The organism is Streptoverticillium reticulum (assembly GCF_047456005.1).
In the GTDB taxonomy this organism is placed as follows: domain Bacteria; phylum Actinomycetota; class Actinomycetes; order Streptomycetales; family Streptomycetaceae; genus Streptomyces; species Streptomyces reticulum.
The window spans coordinates 6,307,100-6,328,957 of the sequence record NZ_CP179755.1 but is presented as its reverse complement, the minus strand read 5'-3'; the positions used below and the strand labels follow the sequence as shown (position 1 = coordinate 6,328,957).

Annotated in this window: 22 protein-coding genes; 10 read left to right on the top strand and 12 right to left on the bottom strand. The window is 71.0% G+C overall.

Annotated elements, in window-relative coordinates; translation table 11 throughout:
* Positions 1 to 27: 27 nt before the first annotated feature.
* Positions 28 to 1,017 (bottom strand): 2,3,4,5-tetrahydropyridine-2,6-dicarboxylate N-succinyltransferase, encoded by a 990-nt coding sequence (dapD, locus tag ACMATS_RS29145; RefSeq protein WP_414169577.1) that lies wholly within the window; start codon positions 1,015 to 1,017, stop codon positions 28 to 30.
* A 114-nt stretch (positions 1,018 to 1,131) separates the two neighbouring features.
* On the opposite strand from dapD, the gene ACMATS_RS29140 reads away from it, so the two are divergent.
* Together ACMATS_RS29140 and ACMATS_RS29135 are read left to right on the top strand one after the other, a co-directional pair.
* Positions 1,132 to 2,061 (top strand): winged helix-turn-helix transcriptional regulator, encoded by a 930-nt coding sequence (locus ACMATS_RS29140; protein WP_414169576.1) that lies wholly within the window; start codon positions 1,132 to 1,134, stop codon positions 2,059 to 2,061.
* Positions 2,062 to 2,120: 59 nt separating this feature from the next.
* Positions 2,121 to 2,783 carry a DUF6445 family protein gene (locus tag ACMATS_RS29135; RefSeq protein ID WP_414169575.1) on the top strand — a complete coding sequence of 221 codons (663 nt, stop codon included), beginning with the start codon at positions 2,121 to 2,123 and terminating at the stop codon, positions 2,781 to 2,783.
* Between the two features lie 67 nt (positions 2,784 to 2,850).
* On the opposite strand, the gene ACMATS_RS29130 is transcribed toward ACMATS_RS29135, so the two are convergent.
* The 8 genes from ACMATS_RS29130 to ACMATS_RS29095 all read right to left on the bottom strand — a co-directional run bounded on the left by ACMATS_RS29130 (position 2,851) and on the right by ACMATS_RS29095 (position 9,486).
* Positions 2,851 to 3,213: a metal-sulfur cluster assembly factor gene (locus tag ACMATS_RS29130; protein WP_390777478.1), complete on the bottom strand. Its 363-nt coding sequence runs from the start codon at positions 3,211 to 3,213 to the stop codon at positions 2,851 to 2,853.
* The gene (gene sufU, locus ACMATS_RS29125) at positions 3,210 to 3,665 is read right to left on the bottom strand and encodes a Fe-S cluster assembly sulfur transfer protein SufU (RefSeq protein WP_336412424.1); all 456 of its coding nucleotides are present in this window, start codon (positions 3,663 to 3,665) and stop codon (positions 3,210 to 3,212) included. The genes ACMATS_RS29130 and sufU overlap by 4 nt, the downstream gene beginning before the upstream one ends.
* A 14-nt stretch (positions 3,666 to 3,679) precedes the next feature.
* Entirely contained in the window at positions 3,680 to 4,933 is a 1,254-nt protein-coding gene (locus ACMATS_RS29120) for a cysteine desulfurase (protein ID WP_414170817.1), read from the bottom strand.
* 2 nt (positions 4,934 to 4,935) lie between these two features.
* Positions 4,936 to 5,700: a Fe-S cluster assembly ATPase SufC gene (gene sufC, locus ACMATS_RS29115; protein ID WP_390777479.1), complete on the bottom strand. Its 765-nt coding sequence runs from the start codon at positions 5,698 to 5,700 to the stop codon at positions 4,936 to 4,938.
* A gap of 7 nt (positions 5,701 to 5,707) precedes the next feature.
* Positions 5,708 to 6,028, bottom strand: coding sequence for a non-heme iron oxygenase ferredoxin subunit (locus ACMATS_RS29110; RefSeq protein WP_171080254.1), 321 nt, complete (start codon positions 6,026 to 6,028; stop codon positions 5,708 to 5,710).
* Entirely contained in the window at positions 6,025 to 7,203 is a 1,179-nt protein-coding gene (gene sufD / locus ACMATS_RS29105) for a Fe-S cluster assembly protein SufD (RefSeq protein ID WP_414169573.1), read from the bottom strand. The genes ACMATS_RS29110 and sufD overlap by 4 nt, the downstream gene beginning before the upstream one ends.
* A 61-nt stretch (positions 7,204 to 7,264) precedes the next feature.
* A complete protein-coding gene (gene sufB, locus ACMATS_RS29100; protein ID WP_390777481.1) occupies positions 7,265 to 8,686 on the bottom strand; it encodes a Fe-S cluster assembly protein SufB in 1,422 nt (473 codons plus the stop codon).
* Complete coding sequence (locus tag ACMATS_RS29095; RefSeq protein ID WP_390777482.1) at positions 8,683 to 9,486, bottom strand: helix-turn-helix transcriptional regulator; 804 nt, start codon at positions 9,484 to 9,486, stop codon at positions 8,683 to 8,685. Before ACMATS_RS29095 ends, sufB begins: the two co-directional genes overlap by 4 nt.
* A gap of 171 nt (positions 9,487 to 9,657) precedes the next feature.
* On the opposite strand from ACMATS_RS29095, the gene ACMATS_RS29090 reads away from it, so the two are divergent.
* From ACMATS_RS29090 to ACMATS_RS29080, 3 genes are all read left to right on the top strand, one after another.
* Entirely contained in the window at positions 9,658 to 10,593 is a 936-nt protein-coding gene (locus tag ACMATS_RS29090) for an ABC transporter ATP-binding protein (protein WP_414169572.1), read from the top strand.
* The gene (locus tag ACMATS_RS29085; protein ID WP_414169571.1) at positions 10,590 to 11,357 is read left to right on the top strand and encodes an ABC transporter permease; all 768 of its coding nucleotides are present in this window, start codon (positions 10,590 to 10,592) and stop codon (positions 11,355 to 11,357) included. The genes ACMATS_RS29090 and ACMATS_RS29085 overlap by 4 nt, the downstream gene beginning before the upstream one ends.
* 80 nt (positions 11,358 to 11,437) lie before the next feature.
* Positions 11,438 to 12,436: a COX15/CtaA family protein gene (locus ACMATS_RS29080; protein WP_390777485.1), complete on the top strand. Its 999-nt coding sequence runs from the start codon at positions 11,438 to 11,440 to the stop codon at positions 12,434 to 12,436.
* On the opposite strand, the gene ACMATS_RS29075 is transcribed toward ACMATS_RS29080, so the two are convergent.
* The 3 genes from ACMATS_RS29075 to ACMATS_RS29065 all read right to left on the bottom strand — a co-directional run bounded on the left by ACMATS_RS29075 (position 12,409) and on the right by ACMATS_RS29065 (position 14,875).
* Positions 12,409 to 13,455: an amidohydrolase gene (locus ACMATS_RS29075; RefSeq protein WP_390777486.1), complete on the bottom strand. Its 1,047-nt coding sequence runs from the start codon at positions 13,453 to 13,455 to the stop codon at positions 12,409 to 12,411. The genes ACMATS_RS29080 and ACMATS_RS29075 overlap by 28 nt on opposite strands.
* Before the next feature lie 44 nt (positions 13,456 to 13,499).
* Positions 13,500 to 13,814, bottom strand: a complete 315-nt coding sequence (locus tag ACMATS_RS29070) for a hypothetical protein (protein ID WP_390777487.1) — start codon at positions 13,812 to 13,814, stop codon at positions 13,500 to 13,502.
* Between the two features lie 119 nt (positions 13,815 to 13,933).
* Entirely contained in the window at positions 13,934 to 14,875 is a 942-nt protein-coding gene (locus tag ACMATS_RS29065; RefSeq protein WP_390777488.1) for a heme o synthase, read from the bottom strand.
* Between the two features lie 385 nt (positions 14,876 to 15,260).
* Here ACMATS_RS29065 and tkt point away from each other — a divergent pair, with 385 nt between their 5' ends.
* From tkt to pgl, 5 genes are read left to right on the top strand one after another with little or no spacing between them, the layout of a single operon-like run.
* Positions 15,261 to 17,342, top strand: coding sequence for a transketolase (gene tkt, locus ACMATS_RS29060; protein WP_414169569.1), 2,082 nt, complete (start codon positions 15,261 to 15,263; stop codon positions 17,340 to 17,342).
* A gap of 35 nt (positions 17,343 to 17,377) precedes the next feature.
* A complete protein-coding gene (gene tal, locus ACMATS_RS29055) occupies positions 17,378 to 18,493 on the top strand; it encodes a transaldolase (RefSeq protein ID WP_390777490.1) in 1,116 nt (371 codons plus the stop codon).
* 1 nt (position 18,494) lies between these two features.
* Complete coding sequence (zwf, locus tag ACMATS_RS29050) at positions 18,495 to 20,018, top strand: glucose-6-phosphate dehydrogenase (protein WP_414169568.1); 1,524 nt, start codon at positions 18,495 to 18,497, stop codon at positions 20,016 to 20,018.
* Positions 20,015 to 21,040 carry a glucose-6-phosphate dehydrogenase assembly protein OpcA gene (gene opcA, locus ACMATS_RS29045; protein WP_390777492.1) on the top strand — a complete coding sequence of 342 codons (1,026 nt, stop codon included), beginning with the start codon at positions 20,015 to 20,017 and terminating at the stop codon, positions 21,038 to 21,040. Before zwf ends, opcA begins: the two co-directional genes overlap by 4 nt.
* A complete protein-coding gene (pgl, locus tag ACMATS_RS29040) occupies positions 21,037 to 21,819 on the top strand; it encodes a 6-phosphogluconolactonase (protein WP_390777493.1) in 783 nt (260 codons plus the stop codon). The genes opcA and pgl overlap by 4 nt, the downstream gene beginning before the upstream one ends.
* The last annotated feature ends 39 nt before the right edge of the window (positions 21,820 to 21,858 follow it).

The window sequence follows — 21,858 nt, the reverse complement described above, 5'->3', positions numbered from 1 at the left end:
ACGGCCGCAGGTCACGGCCGCCGACGATCAGTTGTGGCTGTGCAGAACCTCGTTGAGGCCGCCCCAGGTGGACTTGTAGGGGCGCGCCTCGACGGCGCCGCTGGTGGAGTTGCGGCGGAAGAGGATGTTGTCGGCGCCGGAGAGCTCCAGCGCCTTGACGACCTCGCCGTCGGGCATGGTCACGCGGGTGCCCGCGGTGACGTAGAGGCCCGCCTCGACGACGCACTCGTTGCCGAGGGCGATGCCGATGCCGGACTCGGCGCCGAGCAGGCAGCGCTCGCCGATGGAGATGATCTGCTTGCCGCCGCCGGAGAGGGTGCCCATGGTGGAGGCGCCGCCGCCGATGTCGGAGCCGTCGCCGACGACGACGCCCGCGCTGATGCGGCCCTCGACCATGGAGGTGCCCAGGGTGCCGGCGTTGAAGTTGACGAAGCCCTCGTGCATGACGGTGGTGCCCGGGGCGAGGTGGGCGCCGAGGCGGACGCGGTCGGCGTCGGCGATGCGGACGCCGGACGGGGCCACGTAGTCCGTCATGCGCGGGAACTTGTCGATGCTGGTGACCTGCAGGTGCTGCCCCGCGGCGCGGGCCTTCAGGCGGACGGCCTCGACCTGGTCGACGGCGACGGGGCCGAGCGAGGTCCAGGCGACGTTGGCGAGCAGGCCGAAGACGCCGTCGAGGTTCTGGCCGTGCGGCTTGACCAGGCGGTGCGAGAGCAGGTGCAGCCGCAGGTAGGCGTCGTGCGCGTCCAGGGGCTTGTCGTCGAGCGAGGCGATGACCGTCCTGACGGCCACGACCTTGACGCCGCGGCGCGGGTCGGGACCGACGGCGGCGAGGGCCTCCTCGCCCAGCAGCTCCGCGGCGAGGTCGGCGGTCAGCACCGTGGTGCCGGCCGGGCCGGGGGCGTCGAGCAGTTCGGGGGCCGGGTACCAGGTGTCGAGGACGGTCCCGTCGTCGGTGATCGTGGCGAGGCCGGCGGCGGAGGCGCCGGTGGTGCGGGAGGCAACAGCATCGGTCATGTCCGAAAACCTAACCGGACGGGGCGGCTCAAGGCGAACTCGAAGGCATCTCGAAGGCATCCGGACGCAGTAAGTGGGTTCCCTTACGGAACCCACTCTGTCATGATCACGGTCATGCCCCGCCGCACCGGCCCGCCCGCGGGCGACGAGAACTGCGCCATCGCCCAGGCCCTGGACGTGGTCGGCGACTGGTGGACCCTGCTGATCGTCCGCGACATCGCGCGCGGACTGTGCCGCTTCGACACCCTGCACGCCTCGCTCGGCCTGTCGCGCAAGGTGCTCGCCGAGCGGCTGAGGCTGCTGACGGAGGCGGGTGTCCTGGCCCGCGAGCCGTACCAGCAGCGCCCGCCGCGGTTCGAGTACCGCCTCACGCCGCGCGGCCGGGCGCTGCTGCCGACCCTGGTCGCCCTGCAGGACTGGGGCGACACCTGGCTGCTGGGAGAAGGAGACCCCGGGATGACCCCCGACACGGAGCGGACCACGGCCACGACCGCCGACGGCTCGCGCGAGGCCGAGCGCGTCCACGCACTGCTCGGCACCACGCTGCCCCCGCTCGCGCTCCCGGGCCCGGCGGGCACGCCCGTGGATCCCGTCGCCGGCACCCCGTTCACCGTGCTCTACTGCTTCCCCGGCGCCTACGCCTCCCGTGCCTCCTACCCGCCGGGCTGGGCGGACATCCCCGGTGCCACGGGATGCACCCTGGAGTCGTGCACCTACCGCGACCAGCTCGCCGGGTTCACCGCGGCGGGCGCCACCGTCCACGGTGTCAGCACCCAACGCCCCGACGAACAGCGCGCGTTCGCCGCGAAGGAACGACTGCGTTTCCCGCTCCTGTCGGACGCGGACCTCGCGCTGGCCGCCGCCCTCCGCCTGCCCACCTTCCGCACCGTCGGCACGACGCGCCTCAAGCGACTCACCCTGGTGACCGACGCGGACCGGGTCGTCCGGCACGTCCAGTACCCGGTCACGGACGTCACGGCGAGCGTGGAGGCGGCCCTGGCCGCGGTGCGGTCCATGGCGGGAACATCAACAACCCCGAGTTGACGCAAGGTTGACCAATTCACCGGACAACCCTGACGGACCCCGAATGTATGGTCGCCCGCATGGCACCCGCACTCCCCGTCCTCCCCTACCGCAAGCCCACCCGCGGCCGGGACTACTGGATCCTGGACGACGTCCTGCCCGACCCGGACGCCGTGCGGGCCCGCTGCCTGGCCAAGGACGACTGGGTCGAGGGCTACCCGCACAAGCCCGAGAGCTGGCCGGGCCTGCGGGCCATGCCGGGGCTGGAGCCGGACGAACTGGCCTGCGTCGAACGGCAGGTGCGGAAGGCGACCGGGGCGCGGAAGCTGTGGGTGGAGAGCACGCCCGGCGGCGGCACCCTCAACCACAACTGCATCCAGGTCGTCGGCCAGGGCGAGTCCGAGCTGCGCCCGCACACCGACTCGCGGGCGCTGTGCCGCTACGCCGCCGTGCTCTACCTCAACCCGCACGTGCCCAAGGACTGCGGCACCAGCTTCTACCGCCAGAGCCTGCCCGGCGGCCGGCTCGGCGGCAACATGGTCACGGCGCCCCACAACAACCTGGTCGACGCCCTGGGCACCCGCTTCGTCCCGCCGGACTCCTTCACGGAGGACGTGCGCGTGCCGCACCGCTACAACCGGCTGCTGCTCTACACCGCCAACATGATGCACAGCGCGACGGGTTACTGGGGCAGCGCCCTGGAGGAGAAGCGGATGACGGCGGTCTTCTTCTGGATGGCATGAACCGCAACGGCCCGCCTCCTGGGACAGGAGGCGGGCCGTTGCGACAGGCCGAAGAACTCGGAAGAACTCAGACGTTGAACCCGAGCGCCCGCAGCTGCTCGCGGCCGTCGTCGGTGATCTTGTCGGGGCCCCACGGCGGCATCCACACCCAGTTGATGCGGAGCTCGTTGACGATGCCGTCGGTGGCCGACTTCGCCTGGTCCTCGATGACGTCGGTCAGCGGGCAGGCCGCGGACGTCAGGGTCATGTCGAGGGTGGCGATGTTGGCGTCGTCGATGTGGATGCCGTAGATCAGGCCGAGGTTGACGACGTCGATGCCCAGCTCGGGGTCGACCACGTCGTAGAGGGCCTCGCGGACCTCCTCCTCCGTGGCCGGCTTGGTCGTCGCCGGGACGGACTCCGCCGCGGCGTCGGTCACGTTCTCGCTCATGCGGTCTTCCCTTCGGACAGCGCCTTCGCCGTCGCGTCCTTCCACGCCATCCAGCTCAGCAGCGCACACTTCACCCGCGCGGGGTACTTGGAGACGCCGGCGAACGCGACCGCGTCCTCCAGGACCTCCTCCATCGCGTCGTCCGGCTCGAGGCGGCCCTTGGACTGCATCAGCTCCAGGAACGTCTCCTGGATCCGCCGGGCCTCGGCGAGCTCCTTGCCCACGAGCAGCTCGTTGAGCACGGAGGCGCTGGCCTGGCTGATGGAGCAGCCCTGGCCCTCGTACGAGACGTCCTCGATCTTCTCGCCGGCCAGCCGGACGCGCAGCGTGATCTCGTCGCCGCAGGTCGGGTTGACGTGGTGCACCTCGGCGTCGCCATCCCGCAAGCCCCGGCCGTGCGGGTTCTTGTAGTGGTCCAGGATGACGTCCTGGTACATCGAATCAAGCTTCACAGTGGGCGCCCATCTCAGCCGAAGAAGTTCCGGACGTGCTCCAGGCCCTCGATCAGCGCGTCGACCTCGGCGGGCGTGGAGTACAGGTAGAACGACGCCCGCGTGGTCGCAGGAATTCCGTACCGCAGGCAGACGGGGCGGGCGCAGTGGTGGCCGACCCGGACCGCGATGCCCTGCTCGTCGAGGACCTGGCCCACGTCGTGCGGGTGGATGTCGCCGAGCGTGAAGGAGATCGCGGCACCGCGGTCCTCGGCCGTGACGGGGCCGATGATCCGCAGGTCGGGGACCTCCTGCAGGCGCTGGATGGCGTACTCGGTGATCGCGTGCTCGTGGCGCGCGATGCGCTCCATGCCGATCGAGGTGAGGTAGTCCACCGCGGCGCCGAGGCCGACGGCCTGGGCGATCGGGGGCGTACCGGCCTCGAACTTGTGCGGCGCGGGGGCATAGGTGGAGGAGTGCATCGAGACGGTCTCGATCATCTCGCCGCCGCCGAGGAACGGCGGGAGGTCCTCCAGCAGCTCCTGGCGGCCCCACAGGACGCCGATGCCGTCCGGGCCGCACATCTTGTGGCCGGTGAAGGCCACGAAGTCGGCCTGGAGCGCCTGGACGTCCAGCGGCATGTGCGGGGCGGCCTGCGAGGCGTCGATGACGACGAGCGCGCCGACCTGCTGGGCGCGGCGCACGATGGCCTCGACCGGGTTGAGCGTGCCCAGGATGTTGGAGACCAGCACGAAGGAAACGACCTTGGTCTTCTCCGTGATGATCTCGTCGATGTCGGACAGGTCGAGGCGGCCGTCGTCGGTGAGGCCGAACCACTTCAGCTTCGCGCCCGTGCGCTGCGAGAGCAGCTGCCAGGGAACGATGTTGGAGTGGTGCTCCATCTCGGTGATGACGATCTCGGTGTCGTGGTCGACCCGGTAGGGCTCGTCGGCCCAGCCGAGCATGTTGGCCACGAGGTTGAGCGACTCCGAGGCGTTCTTGGTGAAGATCACCTCGTCGCGGCTGGGCGCGTTGATGAAGGCCGCGACCTTGTCGCGCGCGCCCTCGTACAGCGCCGTGGCCTCCTCGGCGAGGACGTGCACGCCGCGGTGGACGTTGGCGTTGTGCTGCTCGTAGTGCTCGTTGAGCACGTCGAGCACCTGGCGCGGCTTCTGGGAGGTGGCCGCGTTGTCCAGGTAGACGAGCTTCTTCCCGCCGTGGACCGTGCGGTCCAGGATCGGGAAGTCCTTGCGGATCGCGTCGGTGTCGAGCAGGCCCGGCAGCAGTATGGTCACGCCGTTACGCCACCCTTCACGTACGCCTCGTAGCCCTCGTTCTCCAGCTTGTCGGCGAGCTCGGCGCCGCCGGACTCGACGATCTTGCCGCCCGCGAAGACGTGCACGAAGTCGGGCTTGATGTAGCGCAGGATGCGCGTGTAGTGGGTGATCAGCAGGGTGCCGACCTCGCCGGTCTCGCGGACCCGGTTGACGCCCTCGGAGACGATGCGCAGCGCGTCGACGTCCAGGCCGGAGTCGGTCTCGTCGAGGATCGCGATCTTCGGCTTGAGGAGCTCCAGCTGGAGGATCTCGTGGCGCTTCTTCTCACCGCCGGAGAAGCCCTCGTTGACGTTGCGCTCGGCGAAGGCGGGGTCCATCTGGAGCTGCTCCATGGCGGACTTGACCTCCTTCACCCAGGTGCGCAGCTTGGGGGCCTCGCCGCGGACGGCGGTGGCGGAGGTGCGCAGGAAGTTGGAGACCGAGACGCCGGGGACCTCGACCGGGTACTGCATGGCGAGGAAGACGCCGGCGCGGGCGCGCTCGTCGACGGACATCTCCAGGACGTCCTCGCCGTCGAGGGTGACGGTGCCGCCGGTGATCGTGTACTTGGGGTGACCGGCCAGCGAGTAGGCCAGGGTGGACTTGCCGGAGCCGTTGGGGCCCATGATGGCGTGGGTCTCGCCCTGCTTCACGGTCAGGTCGACGCCACGCAGGATCTCCCGGGGGCCGTTTTCGGCGTCGACGGAGACGTGCAGGTCGTGAATCTCAAGCGTTGCCATGGGGAACTCAGGACTCCTGGGTGACGGAGACGAGCACGTCGTCCCCTTCGATCTTGACGGGGTATACGGGGATGGGCTGCGTCGCGGGGAGGCAATCGGGCTTGCCGGTGCGCAGGTCGAAGCTGGAGCCGTGCAGCCAGCACTCGATGTGGCAGTTCTCCACCTCGCCCTCGGAGAGGGAGACGTTCGCGTGCGAGCAGATGTCGTTGACCGCGAACACCTCGCCCTCGGTGCGGACGACGGCGACCGGGGTGCCGCCGAGCTCGACCCGCTTCGGAGTGTCCTCCTCGAGCTCGCTCAGACCGCAGGCGCGGACGAAGTCGTTCATGCGACCGACGCCTCCAGCTCCGTCTCGATCTTGGCGAGGAGGCGCTCCTCCAGGTCGGCGATGCCGATCTGCTGCACGAGCTCGGCGAAGAAGCCGCGGACCACCAGACGGCGGGCCTCGTCGGCGGGGATGCCGCGGGCCATCAGGTAGAACAGCTGCTCGTCGTCGAAGCGGCCGGTGGCCGAGGCGTGGCCGGCCCCGACGATCTCGCCGGTCTCGATCTCCAGGTTGGGGACGGAGTCGACGCGGGCGCCGTCGGTGAGGACCAGGTTCCGGTTGAGCTCGTAGGTGTCGGTGCCCTCGGCCTCGGCGCGGATGAGCACGTCGCCGATCCAGACCGCGTGGGCGTCCTTGCCCTGCAGCGCGCCCTTGTAGGCGACGTTGCTGCGGCAGTGCGGGGTGTCGTGGTCGACGAAGAGGCGGTGCTCCTGGTGCTGGCCCTGGTCGGTGAAGTACAGACCGTAGAGCTCGGCCTCGCCGCCCGGGGCGCCGTAGACGACGCGGGGGTGCAGCCGGACCAGGTCGCCGCCGAAGGTGACGATCACGGACTTGAAGGAGGCGTCGCGGCCGACGAGCGCGGTGTGCTGGCCGGCGTGCACCGCGGTGCCGTCCCAGTCCTGGACGGAGACGACGGTGAGCTTGGCGCCGTCGCCGATCAGGAACTCGACGTTGGCGGCGAGGGTGGCGTCACCGGTGTGGTCGATGACGACGACGGCCTCGGCGAACGCGCCGACCTCGACGACCTGGTGGCCGAAGGCGACCCCGCCCTCTCCGTGCACGGAGATGCGGACGGGCTCGGTGAGCACCGTCTCCTTGGGGATGGAGACGACCGAGGCCTTCTCGAAGGAGCTGTAGGCCTGGGCGGCGACCCGGTCGACCGGCTTGCCGGCCTTGCCGAGGCGGGCGTCGTCCCGGCCGACGGTCTCGACGGTGACGCCCTCGGGGGCCTCCACCTCGACCTTGACGCCGCCGTCGGCCACAGCGGTGCCGTCGTGCAGACCGCGCAGGCGCTCCAGCGGGGTGAACCGCCACTCCTCCTCGCGGCCGTGCGGCACGGGGAAGTCCGCGACGTCGTACGAGGCGGGGGCGCTGACCCGGGCGTCGATGGGCTGGCGGGGGCCGCCCACCTGGATGGCGCCGTCGGTCGTGCTGCCGGCGGGAGTGTTGTCAGCCATGGCTGTCGTCGTGCTCTCTTCCTGTCACAAAGGGTTCGCTGCGGTCCGGGAGGGCGTCGGGCTAGCCGACGGCGCCTTCCATCTGCAGCTCGATCAGCCGGTTGAGCTCCAGCGCGTACTCCATGGGCAGCTCGCGGGCGATCGGCTCGACGAAGCCGCGCACGATCATCGCCATCGCCTCGTCCTCGGACAGACCGCGGCTCATCAGGTAGAAGAGCTGGTCCTCGCTGACCTTGGAGACGGTCGCCTCGTGGCCCATGGAGACGTCGTCCTCGCGGACGTCGACGTAGGGGTAGGTGTCCGAGCGGGAGATGGTGTCCACCAGCAGGGCGTCGCAGAGGACGTTGGACTTGGCGCCCTTGGCGCCCTCGCCGATCTCGATCAGACCGCGGTAGGAGGTGCGGCCGCCGCCTCGCGCCACCGACTTGGAGACGATGTTGGAGGAGGTGTTGGGCGCCATGTGGACCATCTTGGCGCCGGCGTCCTGGTGCTGGCCCTCGCCGGAGAAGGCGATGGACAGGGTCTCGCCCTTGGCGTGCTCGCCCATCAGGTAGACCGCGGGGTACTTCATCGTCACCTTGGAGCCGATGTTGCCGTCGACCCACTCCATGGTCGCGCCCTCGTAGGCGACGGCGCGCTTGGTGACCAGGTTGTAGACGTTGTTCGACCAGTTCTGGATGGTCGTGTAGCGGCAGCGGCCGCCCTTCTTGACGATGATCTCGACGACGGCGCTGTGCAGCGAGTCCGAGGAATAGATCGGGGCGGTGCAGCCCTCGACGTAGTGCACGTAGGCGTTCTCGTCGACGATGATCAGGGTCCGCTCGAACTGGCCCATGTTCTCCGTGTTGATGCGGAAGTAGGCCTGGAGCGGGATGTCGACGTGGACGCCCGGCGGGACGTAGATGAAGGAGCCGCCGGACCACACGGCGGAGTTCAGCGAGGCGAACTTGTTGTCACCGACAGGGATGACGGTGCCGAAGTACTCCTGGAAGAGCTCCGGGTGCTCCTTCAGAGCGGTGTCGGTGTCCAGGAAGATGACGCCCTGCTCCTCCAGGTCCTCGCGGATCTGGTGGTAGACGACCTCGGACTCGTACTGCGCGGCGACACCGGCGACCAGACGCTGCTTCTCCGCCTCGGGGATGCCCAGCTTGTCGTAGGTGTTCTTGATGTCCTCGGGCAGGTCCTCCCAGGTGGCGGCCTGCTTCTCCGTGGAGCGCACGAAGTACTTGATGTTGTCGAAGTCGATGCCGGAGAGGTCGGAGCCCCAGGTCGGCATGGGCTTCTTGTCGAAGAGCCGCAGGCCCTTGAGACGGAGCTTGAGCATCCACTCGGGCTCGGACTTCTTCGCCGAGATGTCGCGGACGACCTCCTCGGAAAGGCCGCGCTTCGCCGCGGCACCGGCCTCGTCGGAGTCGGCCCAGCCGTATTCGTAGGTGCCCAGACCCTCGAGTTCGGGGTGGGCAGTCTCCGTGGGGAGAGTCATGCGGGGTTCCTCCCGGCCGTGCTGGTGGATGCTTCGGTGGTCTTGGGGGTGCTGCTCTTGGGGATGAACGTCGTGCACACTCCGTCGCCGTGGGCGATGGTGGCCAGACGCTGCACATGAGACCCGAGCAGGCGGGAGAAGACCTCGGTCTCCGCCTCGCACAGCTGCGGGTACTGCTCGGCGACATGGGCGACCGGGCAGTGGTGCTGGCAGAGCTGTTCGCCGACCGGTGCGCTGCGCGCCGTAGCAGCGTACCCGTCCGTGGTCAATGCCCCGGCCAGCACCTGTGTGCGGTCCTCGGGGGCGGCCGCCGCCAGGGCGGCCTGCCATTTCTCGGCCTGCGCGGCCAGCCGCGCGCGGGCGAAGGCGGCCACGGCGGCCTCGCCCTTCGCTCCGCCGCCCGCGGACTGGGCGATCCAGCGCAGGGCGTCCTGCGCGAGCTTGTCGTAGGCCTGGTCGAAGGCGTCGCGCCCGCAGTCGGTGAGCGCGAAGACCTTGGCGGGACGGCCGCGGCCGCGCGCTCCGTAGACCCGCTTCTCCCGGGCCTCGACGACGCCCTCGGCCAAAAGGGTGTCGAGGTGGCGGCGGACGGCCGCGGAGGTGAGCTCCAGGCGCAGGGCCAGCTCGGCCGCGGTCGACGGGCCGTGGTCGAGGATGGAGCGGGCGACGCGGTTGCGCGTGCCGCGCTGCTCGTCGTGGGCGCGGTGCTCCTCCCGCGCGGGCACGGGCGTGCCGCGCCCGGCGGCCCGGCCTCCCGGCCCGGCCACGGGGCCCTGTGGAGCCTCGCCCGCGTATTTCACAACACCATTGTTGCGTAATTGCCGGGAAGGCGACAAGCCTCGTCCGGGGGACCCGGCGGTGGTTTCGATCACTTAGGGTCACCTAACCGCCACCGGTGTGGATCATCGCGGGGCGGGTTCCGCACACCCCGGCGGGGTCCGCGGCGGCTTTGGGTTCGTAGACTTCCCGCCATGCGCAGCGCCAGTTCAGAGCCCGCCGTCGAGGTCCGCGGCCTCGTCAAGCGGTACGGGACGAAGACCGCGGTGGACGGGCTCGACCTGACCGTCGCGGCCGGCGGCCTGACCGCCGTCCTCGGCCCCAACGGGGCCGGGAAGACCACCACCATCGAGACCTGCGAGGGCTACCGCCGCCCCGACGCCGGCACCGTCCGCGTCCTGGGCCTCGACCCCGTCGCCGACGCGGCCGCCCTGCGCCCCCGCGTGGGCGTGATGCTGCAGAGCGGCGGGATCTACGCGGGCGCCCGCGCGGAGGAGATGCTGCGGCACATGGCGTCGCTGCACGCCCACCCGCTGGACGTGGACGCCCTGGCCGACCGCCTGGGCCTCGGCTCCTGCGGCCGCACCCCCTACCGGCGGCTGTCCGGCGGACAGCAGCAGCGCCTCTCCCTCGCCATGGCCGTCGTCGGCCGGCCCGAGCTGGTCTTCTTCGACGAGCCGACCGCGGGCCTGGACCCGCAGGCCCGGCACGCCACCTGGGACCTGGTGCGCGACCTGTGCGCCGACGGGGTGACGGTCGTGCTGACCACGCACCACATGGACGAGGCCGAGGCGCTGGCCCGGGACGTCGCGATCATCGACGGCGGCCGGGTCGTCGCCCAGGGCAGCCCCGAGGAGCTGTGCCGCGGCGGCGCCGAGAACACCCTGCGCTTCAACGGCCGCCCCGGCCTGGACCTCGCCGGCCTCCTCAAGGCCCTGCCCGCCGAGTCCGCCGCCGTGGAACTGACCCCCGGCAGCTACCGCGTCAGCGGCGAGGTCGGCCCCCAGCTCCTGGCGACCGTGACCACGTGGTGCGCCCAGCACGGCGTCATGCCGGACCGCATAACGGTGGAACGGCACACGCTGGAGGACGTTTTTCTGGAGCTGACCGGTAAGGAGCTGCGGGCATGACCGCCACCGGAACCTTCACCCCGAAGCCCGGCGCCGCCCCGCTCCCCCGGATGATCCGGGCGCAGGCCGCGCTGGAGACGCGGATGCTGCTGCGCAACGGCGAGCAGCTGCTGCTCACCGTCGTCATCCCCACCCTGCTGCTGGTGCTCTTCAGCACCGTCGACGTCATCGACACGGGCAAGGGCAAATCCGTCGACTTCCTCGCCCCCGGCATCCTGGCGCTGGCCGTGATGTCCACCGCCTTCACCGGCCAGGCCATCGCGACCGGCTTCGAGCGGCGGTACGGCGTGCTCAAGCGGCTCGGCGCCTCGCCGCTGCCGCGCTGGGCGCTGATGACGGCGAAGACCTGCTCGGTGCTGGTCACCGAGGTCCTGCAGATCGTCCTGCTGACCGTGATCGCCTTCGCCCTCGGCTGGTCGCCGCACGGCAACCCGCTGGCCGTCCTGCTGCTGCTCGTCCTCGGCACGGCCGCGTTCTCCGGGCTCGGGCTGCTGATGGCCGGCACGCTCAAGGCCGAGGCGACACTGGCCGCGGCGAACCTGGTCTTCCTGCTGCTGCTCGTCGGCGGCGGGGTGATCGTGCCGCTGGAGAAGTTCGGCGCCGCCCAGGAGGTGCTCCGGCTGCTGCCGGTCTCGGCCCTGTCCGGCGGGCTGCGGGACGTGCTGCGCGACGGCGCGGGCATGCCGTGGGCCGACCTCGGGATCCTCGCGGGCTGGGCCGTCCTGGGCCTGGGTGCGGCGGGACGGCTCTTCCGCTGGGAGTGACGGCCGGCAGCGACGGCACAGCGGGGGCGCAACGGGGGGCCTCGTGAATCCGTGCACAAGCGGGCCTCTACGATGAGCCCGTGCCGAACATGCCGAATCCCCTCCAGATCGTCGCCGACCGCTGGCAGCCCTCCGCGCGCTTCGTCCGGCGGGCCGCACTGGCCTCCGTCGTGATGGCCGTGATCATCGTCGTGACGGGCGGCGCCGTCCGGCTGACCCAGTCCGGGCTCGGCTGCCCGACCTGGCCGACGTGCACGGACCAGAGCCTCACGCCGACCCCGGCGATGGGCATCAACGGCATGATCGAGTTCGGCAACCGCATGCTGACGTACGTGCTGTGCGCGGTCGTCGGCCTGGTGATCGTCGCGGCACGCGCGCGTACCCCGTGGCGCCGCTCCCTCACCCGGCTCGGCTGGGCGCAGTTCTGGGTCGTCATGGGCAACGCCGTGGTCGGCGGCATCACGGTGCTGACGGGTCTCAACCCGTACATCGTCAGCGCGCACTTCCTGCTGTCGACCGCCCTGCTGACGGTGTCCGTGGTGACCTGGCAGCGCACCTGCGAGGGCGACGACGAGCCGCGCGACCTGGTGAGCCGTCCGGTGCGGGAGCTCGGCCGGGTGCTGCTGGCCGCCACCCTGCTGCTGATCGTGGTCGGCACCGTGGTCACCGGCGCGGGCAAGCACGCGGGCGACGCCTCCGCCGGTGTGCGCCGCATCCCGCTGGACTGGCACGAAATCACCCAGCTGCACGTGGACTTCGTCTACATCGTGATCGGCCTGACGGTCGCCCTGTGGTTCACCCTGCGCGCCGTGCAGGCGCCCGAGGGCCCGCGCCGCCGCGTGGTGGAACTGTTCGCGGTGCTGATGCTGCAGGGCCTCGTCGGCTACGTGCAGTACTTCAACGACTCGCCCGAAGTCGTCGTCGGCGTCCACATGTTCGGCTCCTGCCTGGTCTGGATCGCCGTGCTGCGCGTCGCCCTGTCGCTGCGCGAGCGCGGCGAGGCGGCCGCGGTGCCGGCGCCGTCCGAGCCCGTGGCGGACACGGGCGCCGGTCAGCCCGCGGCTGCGTCCAACCGGTAGACCCGGCGCGCGGTTCCGGCCGCGACGAGCGAGACGATCCGCCCCGCCTCGGCCAGCCGGCACCAGCCGTCCGCGACCCAGTCGCCCATCAGCTTCTCCATGGCCCGCACGAACAGCCGCGCGGCCACCACGTAGAGCTCGGCCAGCGCCCGGGCCCCGGTGGAGAACAGCAGCTTGCCGAACGGCGCTTCGCGCAGAGTCTCCTCGGGGCACGTGCCCACGTCCGCGTAGACGTGCGGGAAAACGGCGGCCAGTCGAGCGGCCTGGCGGTGCCGCCAGGGGTCGGGCAGCAGCACCAGGTCCGTACCCGTGCCCGCGGTCGCCCGCAGGAAGCCGGTCAGCCGCTGCGGGTCCGGACAGTGCAACTGGACGGGCAGCCCCGTGGCCACCGCGCTCCACAGCAGGTGCCGGGCCAGGACCGGGGCGGCCGGCGGCGTGCCCCTGCGGCGCGTCCGCAGCCAGTTCCCCGCCGCCTCGCGCACCTCGGCGGCACCGGGCGGGCTCCCGTCGCAGCCGGCCGCGCCGGAGGCGAACGCGGTGGCGGTGCGGGCGGCCTCGTACAGCGCCTCGGCCGTACGGGCGAGAAAGGTGCCGGCGCCCTCGCAGGAGTCAGCGATCCGCGCGGCCAGCTGTTCGAGCCGGACGACCTCGTGGGCGCGGCCCTCGGCGGCGCAGGCGAGCTCGGCGGGCGAGGTGAGTTCACCCGGACGGCCGGACTCCAGCAGGAACGTGCCGATCCCGGCACCGCGCAGCAGCAGCTGCCCGGCCCGGTACGCGCCCAGCTCGCGGCGCCGGGCGAGGTAGTGGACGGGCGGGCAGTTGGGCTCCAGGCCCAGCAGCGGAGGGCACCAGCGGCGCACGGCGAGGCCGGCGCGGCTGTCGAAGAAGCTGGTGCCCGGCGGGGCCGGTCCGGTGGATCCGGCGGCCTCCGCCAGGTGCCGCTCGAACACCCCGATCCCCAGTTCGCCATGGACGGCACCACGGCTGTACTGGTCCACGAGCGGCGGTATGCCGTCCATGCGCGCCCTCCCCTCCCGTCGGTTCTAACGGGTGAAGGGCGGCGTCAGTTATTGGCGGGACCGCCGAGCTGGATGCCGGCCATCCGGGACCACTCGTACGGGCCGGTGCGGACCTTGGCGGCGAGCTCGCCGTCGAAGGTGTCCTGCAGCGTCAGCCCGGCGGCCTCGGCGGCCTCCTGTGCGGTGGTGTAGGAGCGGGCGACGAGGGTGCCCCACGTGCCGTCGGCGCCGACGAGCGCGATCCGGGTGGTGCCCCGCCCTATGTGCGCCAGCTGCCCCTCCGCGCTCCCGCCGTGGGCCTTGGCGAACGCCGTGATCTGCTTCGCCAGACGGGCGGCCTGCTTGGTGGTGTCTGCCATGAGCAGGATGCTACCGACGAGTAGTCAAGATGGCGAGGGGCGCCCCGAACGCAAAACCGCGCCCCGTAAGGGGCGCGGGGAACTGCGCGACAAGCCACAACGGACCGGCAGCCGAAGAGCTACCGCAAGAACGGATCGATCGCCACCGCAGTGAAAAGCAGCGACACGTAAGTGATCGACCAGTGAAAGAGCCGCATTTCCTTCAGCTTCGCCCCGGTGATCCCGGCCTTGGCGCGAGCCTGCAACGCATGCGCCTCCTTCAGCCAGAACCCGCCGCACAGCACCGCAACGGCCGTGTAGAACCAACCCGTGTAGCCCAGCGGCTGGAGCAGCAGGGACACGCCCACCATCACCCAGCTGTAGAGGACGATCTGCCGGGCGACGGCCTTGTTGCCGGCGACCACGGGGAGCATCGGCACGTTCGCCCGCTCGTAGTCCTCCTTCACCTTCATCGACAGCGGCCAGTAGTGCGGCGGCGTCCAGAAGAAGATGACCAGGAAGAGGATCAGGGAGGCCCAGGAGACCTCGTTCCGCACCGCGGACCAGCCGATGATGACCGGCAGGCAGCCCGCGATGCCGCCCCACACGATGTTCTGCGCGGTGCGGCGCTTGAGGATCATCGTGTAGACGACGGTGTAGAAGAGCGACGCACCGAGGGAGAGCATCGCCGACAGCGGGTTGACCAGGTACCAGAACCACACGGTCGACCCGACGGTGAGCGCCGCGGCGAAGACCAGACACTCGCGTGGCGAGATCAGGCCGGTGACGAGCGGACGCTGGGACGTCCGGTCCATCATGGCGTCGATGTCGCGGTCGTAGTACATGTTGAACGCGCCCGCGCCGCCGGCCGAGAGGTAACCGCCGATGCACGTGGCCAGGACCAGACCGAGGTCCGGAACGCCCTGTGCGGCGAGGAACATCACCGGCACCGTCGTCATCAGCAGCAGCTCGATGACGCGTGGCTTCGTCAGTGCCACGAAGCCCTTGACGCGAGCCCCGAAGGGCCTGCGCACCGGGCTCTCGGCGAGGACCCCCGCAGGACGGGATTCGACGGCCGTCACGCACACCCCTGACAGAGATAAGGCCAGCAAGCACATCCGGGCAGGAAACCCCGGTAAAGACTTGCGCGTACCACGCCACTTTAGACGCAGGCGATACCGCGGCCTCCTCCGGGGTGGGCTCGTGTTGGCGGGGCGGCGGAACATGACAGAACGGTCTCGTTCGGGAGGCGGGCCCGTCACGCACCCGGCAGGCTGGAAACAGTGGACGGTCTCGCCGTGACGGGAATGTCCGCCCGCGTCATCCGGTTGCCGGGAGCGAGTGCCGGGCAGCCGACTGCACGTCGAAAAGATGCGCGTCCCGACGGGGGTAGGCTCGGCAACGCCGCGTCGTGGCGGAATACCGCCCCCGGCAAACAGAACATGTGGAGAGGAGCCCTGACCGAGGGTGAGCAACAAGCCGACCACCACAGACCTCGAATGGACCGAACTGGACCAGCGGGCCGTCGATACCGCCCGCGTCCTGGCCATGGACTCCGTGCAGAAGGTCGGCAACGGCCATCCGGGCACGGCCATGAGCCTCGCTCCGGCCGCCTACCTTCTGTTCCAGAAGATGATGCGGCACGACCCGAACGACGCCGGCTGGGTCGGCCGTGACCGGTTCGTCCTCTCCCCCGGCCACACCAGCCTGACGCTGTACGTCCAGTTGTTCATGGCGGGCTACGGCCTGGAGCTGGCGGACCTCAAGGCGTTCCGCACCTGGGACAGCAAGACCCCCGGCCACCCCGAGCACGGCCACACCCGCGGCGTGGAGACCACCACCGGCCCGCTGGGCCAGGGCATCGCCAACGCGGTGGGCATGGCCATGGCCGCCCGCTACGAGCGCGGCCTGTTCGACCCGGAGGCCCCGCAGGGCGAGTCGCCCTTCGACCACACCATCTGGGCGATCGTCTCCGACGGCGACCTGGAGGAGGGCATCTCCGCCGAGGCGTCCTCGCTCGCCGGCCACCAGAAGCTGGGCAACATCGTCGCGCTGTACGACGACAACCACATCTCGATCGAGGGCGACACCGAGACGGCGTTCTCCGAGGACGTCCTGGGGCGCTACGAGGCCTACGGCTGGCACGTCCAGCGCATCGAGCAGGCCCCCAACGGCGACTTCGACATCCACGCCCTGTACGCGGCGCTGAAGGCCGCCCAGGAGGAGACCGAGCGTCCGTCGATCATCGCGGCCCGCACGATCATCGCCTGGCCCGCCCCGAACGCGCAGAACACCGAGGCCTCGCACGGCTCGGCGCTGGGCGCGGAGGAGGTCGCCGCGACCAAGAAGGTCATGGGCTTCGACCCCGAGCAGCACTTCCAGGTCGAGGACGAGGTCTTCGCGCACGTCCGCAAGGTCGTCGACCGCGGCCGCGAGGCCCACGCGAACTGGGACAAGCGCGTCCTGCAGTGGCGCGAGGCCAACGCCGAGCGCGCCGCCGAGTTCGACCGCATCGTCGCGGGCGAGCTGCCCGACGGCTGGGAGAAGTCCGTTCCGGTCTTCCCGGCGGGCAAGGACGTCGCGACCCGCAAGGCCTCCGGTGAGGTCCTCAAGGCGCTGGGCGGCGTGATCCCCGAGCTGTGGGGCGGCTCCGCCGACCTGGCCGGCTCGAACAACACCACGATCGACGCGTCGTCGTCCTTCCTGCCGAAGGGCAACCCGCTGCCGGAGGCCAACCCCTACGGCCGCACCATCCACTTCGGCATCCGCGAGCACGCCATGGGCTCGACCATGAACGGCATCGCACTGCACGGCAACACCCGTGTCTACGGCGGCACCTTCCTGGTGTTCTCCGACTACATGCGCCCGGCCGTGCGCCTGGCCGCGCTGATGAAGCTGCCGGTCACCTACGTGTGGACGCACGACTCCATCGGCCTCGGCGAGGACGGCCCGACGCACCAGCCGGTCGAGCACATGGCCGCGCTGCGCGCCATCCCGGGCCTGAACATGGTCCGCCCGGCCGACGCCAACGAGACCGCCATCGCCTGGCGCGAGATCACCAAGCGCCACACGGCCAAGCCCGCGCCGCACGGTCTGGCCCTCACCCGCCAGAACGTCCCGACGTACGAGGCCAACGAGGGCGTGGCCAAGGGCGGTTACGTCCTGTTCGAGGCCGAGGGCGGCCGTCCGCAGGTGATCCTGATCGGCACCGGCTCCGAGGTCCAGCTGGCCGTCGAGGCCCGCGAGGCGCTGCAGGCCGAGGGCATCCCGACCCGCGTGGTCTCCATGCCCTCCGTCGAGTGGTTCGAGGAGCAGGACCAGGCCTACCGCGACGGCGTGCTGCTGCCCGACGTCAAGGCCCGCGTCGCGGTCGAGGCCGGCATCGGCCTGACCTGGCACCGCTACGTCGGCGAGGCCGGCCGCATCGTCTCGCTGGAGCACTTCGGCGCCTCCGCCGACTACAAGGTGCTCTACCGCGAGTTCGGCCTGACCTCCGAGGCCGTCATCGAGGCCGCCCGCGAGTCGATCGCCGACGCCGCCCGCCGCTGACGCCCCTTTATCTATCTGTAGGAGATGCAAGACCCATGACAGACGCACTCAAGCGCCTCTCCGACGAAGGCGTCGCGATCTGGCTGGACGACCTGTCCCGCAAGCGCATCACGTCCGGCAACCTGGCCGAGCTGATCGACCAGAGCCACGTCGTGGGCGTCACGACGAACCCGTCGATCTTCCAGAAGGCGATCTCCGGCGGCGAGGGCTACCAGCAGCAGCTCGCCGACCTCGCGGCCCGCAAGGTCACCGTCGACGAGGCCATCCGCATGATCACCACGGCGGACGTCCGTGACGCGGCCGACATCCTGCGCCCGGTCTTCGACGCCACCGACGGCCAGGACGGCCGGGTCTCCATCGAGGTCGACCCGCGCCTGGCCCACAACACCACCGCCACGGTCGCCGAGGCCAAGCAGCTGGCGTGGCTGGTGGACCGCCCCAACACGCTGATCAAGATCCCGGCGACGAAGGCGGGCCTGCCGGCCATCGCCGAGGTGATCGGCAAGGGCATCAGCGTCAACGTCACGCTGATCTTCTCCCTCGAGCGCTACCGCGCCGTGATGGACGCCTACCTGACCGGTCTGGAGAAGGCCAAGGCCGCGGGCCTGGACCTGTCCCTGGTCCACTCGGTCGCGTCCTTCTTCGTGTCCCGCGTGGACACCGAGATCGACAAGCGGCTGGACGCCCTGGGCACCGAGGAGGCCAAGGCGCTGCGCGGCAAGGCCGCCCTCGCCAACGCGCGCCTGGCGTACCAGGCGTACGAGGAGGTCTTCTCCTCGGACCGCTGGCTGGCCCTGGAGAAGGCCGGCGCCAACAAGCAGCGTCCGCTGTGGGCCTCGACCGGCGTCAAGGACCCGGCCTACAAGGACACCCTGTACGTGGACGACCTGGTCGCCCCGAACACGGTGAACACCATGCCGGAGGCCACCCTGGAGGCCACCGCGGACCACGGGCAGATCACCGGTGACACCGTGCGCGGCACCTACGAGCAGGCCAAGGCCGAGCTCGACGCCATCGCCAAGGTGGGGATCTCCTACGACGACGTCGTCCAGCTGCTCGAGGACGAGGGCGTCGACAAGTTCGAGCAGTCGTGGAACGACCTGCTCAAGTCCACGGAGGCGGAGCTCAAGCGCCTCGCACCGGAGGCGTGAGTTGAGCAGCAGCAATCCGCTGCGTGACGCATCGGACCGACGGCTCCCGCGCATCGCGGGGCCGTCGGGCCTGGTGATCTTCGGCGTCACGGGCGATTTGTCACGGAAGAAGCTGATGCCGGCGGTCTACGACCTCGCCAACCGGGGTCTGCTGCCGCCGGGCTTCTCGCTCATCGGGTTCGCCCGCCGCGACTGGGAGAACGAGGACTTCGCGCAGATAGTGCACGACGCGGTCAAGGAGCACGCGCGCACGCCGTTCCGCGAGGAGGTCTGGCAGCAGCTGGTGCAGGGCTGCCGGTTCGTCCAGGGCGACTTCGGCGACGACGAGGCCTTCGAGACCCTCAAGGGCACCATCGAGGAGCTCGACAAGGCCCAAGGCACGGGCGGCAACTTCGCCTTCTACCTGTCGGTGCCGCCGAAGTTCTTCCCCACCGTCGTCCAGCAGCTGAAGAAGCACGGCCTGGCCGACCAGACCGAGGGCTCCTGGCGGCGCGCCGTCATCGAGAAGCCCTTCGGCCACAACCTGAAGAGCGCTCAGGAGCTCAACGGGATCGTCCACGAGGTCTTCCCGGCCAACGAGGTCTTCCGGATCGACCACTACCTGGGCAAGGAGACGGTCCAGAACATCCTGGCGCTGCGCTTCGCCAACCAGATGTTCGAGCCGCTCTGGAACCGGTCGTACGTCGACCACGTGCAGATCACGATGGCCGAGGACATCGGCATCGGCGGCCGCGCCGGCTACTACGACGGCATCGGCGCCGCGCGCGACGTCATCCAGAACCACCTGCTCCAGCTGCTCGCGCTGACCGCCATGGAGGAGCCCGCCTCCTTCGACGCGGACGCGGTGGCGGCCGAGAAGACCAAGGTGCTGGGCGCCGTCCGGCTGCCCAAGGACCTCGGCAAGGAGACCGTGCGCGCCCAGTACGCGCACGGCTGGCAGGGCGGCGAGGAGGTCGTCGGCTACCTCGAGGAAGAGGGCATCGACCCCAAGTCGAAGACCGACACCTACGCCGCGGTCAAGCTGGAGATCGACAACCGCCGCTGGGCGGGCGTCCCCTTCTACCTGCGCACCGGCAAGCGGCTCGGCCGCCGCGTCACCGAGATCGCGGTCGTCTTCCAGCGCGCCCCGCACTCGCCCTTCGACCACACCGCCACCGAGGAGCTGGGGCAGAACGCCCTGGTCATCCGGGTGCAGCCGGACGAAGGCATCACCGTGCGGTTCGGCTCCAAGGTGCCCGGCACCTCGATGGAGGTCCGGGACGTGTCGATGGACTTCGCCTACGGCGAGTCCTTCACCGAGTCGAGCCCCGAGGCGTACGAGCGGCTCATCCTCGACGTGCTGCTCGGCGAGTCGAACCTCTTCCCCCGCCTCAAGGAGGTCGAGCTCTCCTGGGAGATCCTCGACCCGATCGAGGAGTACTGGGACAAGCACGGCAAGCCCGCGCAGTACCAGGCCGGCACCTGGGGCCCGGCCGAGGCTGACGCGATGCTGGCACGAGACGGACGGAGCTGGCGCCGGCCATGAAGATCGATCTCACGGACACCACGGCGAGCAGGATCAACAACGCCCTGGTCCAGGGGCGCCGGGCGCTCGGCGCCCCCGCCGTCGGCATGGTCCTCACCCTGGTCATCGTCACCGACGAGGAGCACGCCTACGACGCGCTCAAGGCGGCGGACGACGCCTCCCGCGAGCACCCCTCGCGCAAGCTCGTCGTCATCAAGCGGGTCAGCCGCTCGCCCCGCGACCGCGCCAAGGCCCGCCTGGACGCCGAGGTCCGCGTCGGCGGCGACGCGGGCACCGGCGAGACCGTGGTGCTGCGGCTGCACGGCGAGGTCATAGACCACGCCCAGTCGGTGGTGCTGCCGCTGCTGCTGCCGGACGCCCCCGTGGTCGTCTGGTGGCCGGTGGCCGCCCCCGCCGACCCGGCCAAGGACCCGCTGGGCGCCCTCGCGCAGCGCCGCGTCACCGACACCTACGCCTGCGAGGACCCGGTCGCCGAACTCGACCGGCGCGCGGCCACCTACGCCCCCGGCGACACCGACATGGCGTGGACCCGCATCACCCCCTGGCGCTCGATGCTGGCGGCGGCGCTGGACCAGCAGCCGGGCGTGCAGATCACCGCGGCCGAGGTCGCGGGCGAGGCCTACAACCCGAGCGCCGAGCTGCTCGCCATGTGGCTCGCCGACCGCCTCGGGGTGCCGGTGACGCGCTCGGTCTCGGGCGGCCCCGGCCTGACGGCCGTCCGCCTGGAGACCCAGAACGGGCCCATCACGCTCGACCGCGTCGACGGCTCGCTGGCCACGCTCACCATGCAGGGCCAGCCGGACCGTGCGGTCGCGCTCAAGCGCCGCGACACCTCGGAGCTGATGGCCGAGGAGCTGCGCCGGCTCGACCCGGACGACACGTACGCGTCCGCGCTGAAGTACGGGGTGGACCGGCTGGGCACGCCGGGTGCGGCGGTTCCGGCCGCCGAGGAGAAGGCCGGGGAGAAGCCGGCCCCGGCGAAGAAGGCCGCGGCCCCCGCCAAGAAGGCAGCGGCCAAGTGAGCACTCCGCAGGTCGTCGTCCACCGGGACAAGGAGCTGATGGCCCAGGCCGCGGCCGCCCGGCTGATCACCCGGATCGTGGACGCGCAGGCCGCCCGTGGCTCGGCCTCGGTGGTGCTCACCGGCGGACGCAACGGCAACGGCCTGCTCGCGGCCCTGGCCACGGCTCCCGCGCGGGACGCCGTCGACTGGTCGCGGCTCGACCTGTGGTGGGGTGACGAGCGGTTCCTGCCGGAGGGTCACCCCGACCGCAACGAGACGCAGGCCCGTGAGGCCCTGCTGGACGCGGTGGACCTGGACCCCGCGCGGGTCCATGCGATGCCGCCCTCGGGCGGGGCGTACGGCAACGACGCGGATGCGGCGGCCGAGGCCTACGCGGCCGAACTGGCCGCCGCGGCCCGGCCCGAGGACCACGGTCCCGTGCCGTCCTTCGACGTCCTGATGCTGGGCGTCGGCCCCGACACGCACGTGGCCTCGCTCTTCCCCGAGCTGCCGGGCGTGCGGGAGACCGAGCGCACGGTCGTCGGCGTGCACGGCGCGCCGAAGCCGCCGCCGACCAGGGTCTCGCTGACCCTGCCGGCGATCCGGGCGGCCCAGGAGGTCTGGCTCCTCGCCGCGGGCTCGGACAAGGCGAATGCCGTTGCACTCGCGCTCGGGGGTGCCGGGGAGATCCAGGCCCCGGCCGCCGGGGCGTACGGCCGCCGGCGCACCCTGTGGCTGCTGGACCAGAGCGCTGCCGCGCAGCTGCCGCGGGGGCTGTACCCGCCGGCTTCGGCCTGACGGCACACCAACGGCAATGGCCCGGTTCCCGACGGGACC

What these genes read in the sequence shown, in the direction of transcription:
- dapD (WP_414169577.1), bottom strand. Translation starts at nt 1,017, where the DNA reads ATGACCGATGCTGTTGCCTCCCGCACCACCGGCGCCTCCGCCGCCGGC.
- ACMATS_RS29140 (WP_414169576.1), top strand. Translation starts at nt 1,132, where the DNA reads ATGCCCCGCCGCACCGGCCCGCCCGCGGGCGACGAGAACTGCGCCATC.
- ACMATS_RS29135 (WP_414169575.1), top strand. Translation starts at nt 2,121, where the DNA reads ATGGCACCCGCACTCCCCGTCCTCCCCTACCGCAAGCCCACCCGCGGC.
- ACMATS_RS29130 (WP_390777478.1), bottom strand. Translation starts at nt 3,213, where the DNA reads ATGAGCGAGAACGTGACCGACGCCGCGGCGGAGTCCGTCCCGGCGACG.
- sufC (WP_390777479.1), bottom strand. Translation starts at nt 5,700, where the DNA reads ATGGCAACGCTTGAGATTCACGACCTGCACGTCTCCGTCGACGCCGAA.
- ACMATS_RS29110 (WP_171080254.1), bottom strand. Translation starts at nt 6,028, where the DNA reads ATGAACGACTTCGTCCGCGCCTGCGGTCTGAGCGAGCTCGAGGAGGAC.
- sufD (WP_414169573.1), bottom strand. Translation starts at nt 7,203, where the DNA reads ATGGCTGACAACACTCCCGCCGGCAGCACGACCGACGGCGCCATCCAG.
- sufB (WP_390777481.1), bottom strand. Translation starts at nt 8,686, where the DNA reads ATGACTCTCCCCACGGAGACTGCCCACCCCGAACTCGAGGGTCTGGGC.
- ACMATS_RS29090 (WP_414169572.1), top strand. Translation starts at nt 9,658, where the DNA reads ATGCGCAGCGCCAGTTCAGAGCCCGCCGTCGAGGTCCGCGGCCTCGTC.
- ACMATS_RS29085 (WP_414169571.1), top strand. Translation starts at nt 10,590, where the DNA reads ATGACCGCCACCGGAACCTTCACCCCGAAGCCCGGCGCCGCCCCGCTC.
- ACMATS_RS29075 (WP_390777486.1), bottom strand. Translation starts at nt 13,455, where the DNA reads ATGGACGGCATACCGCCGCTCGTGGACCAGTACAGCCGTGGTGCCGTC.
- ACMATS_RS29070 (WP_390777487.1), bottom strand. Translation starts at nt 13,814, where the DNA reads ATGGCAGACACCACCAAGCAGGCCGCCCGTCTGGCGAAGCAGATCACG.
- tal (WP_390777490.1), top strand. Translation starts at nt 17,378, where the DNA reads ATGACAGACGCACTCAAGCGCCTCTCCGACGAAGGCGTCGCGATCTGG.
- opcA (WP_390777492.1), top strand. Translation starts at nt 20,015, where the DNA reads ATGAAGATCGATCTCACGGACACCACGGCGAGCAGGATCAACAACGCC.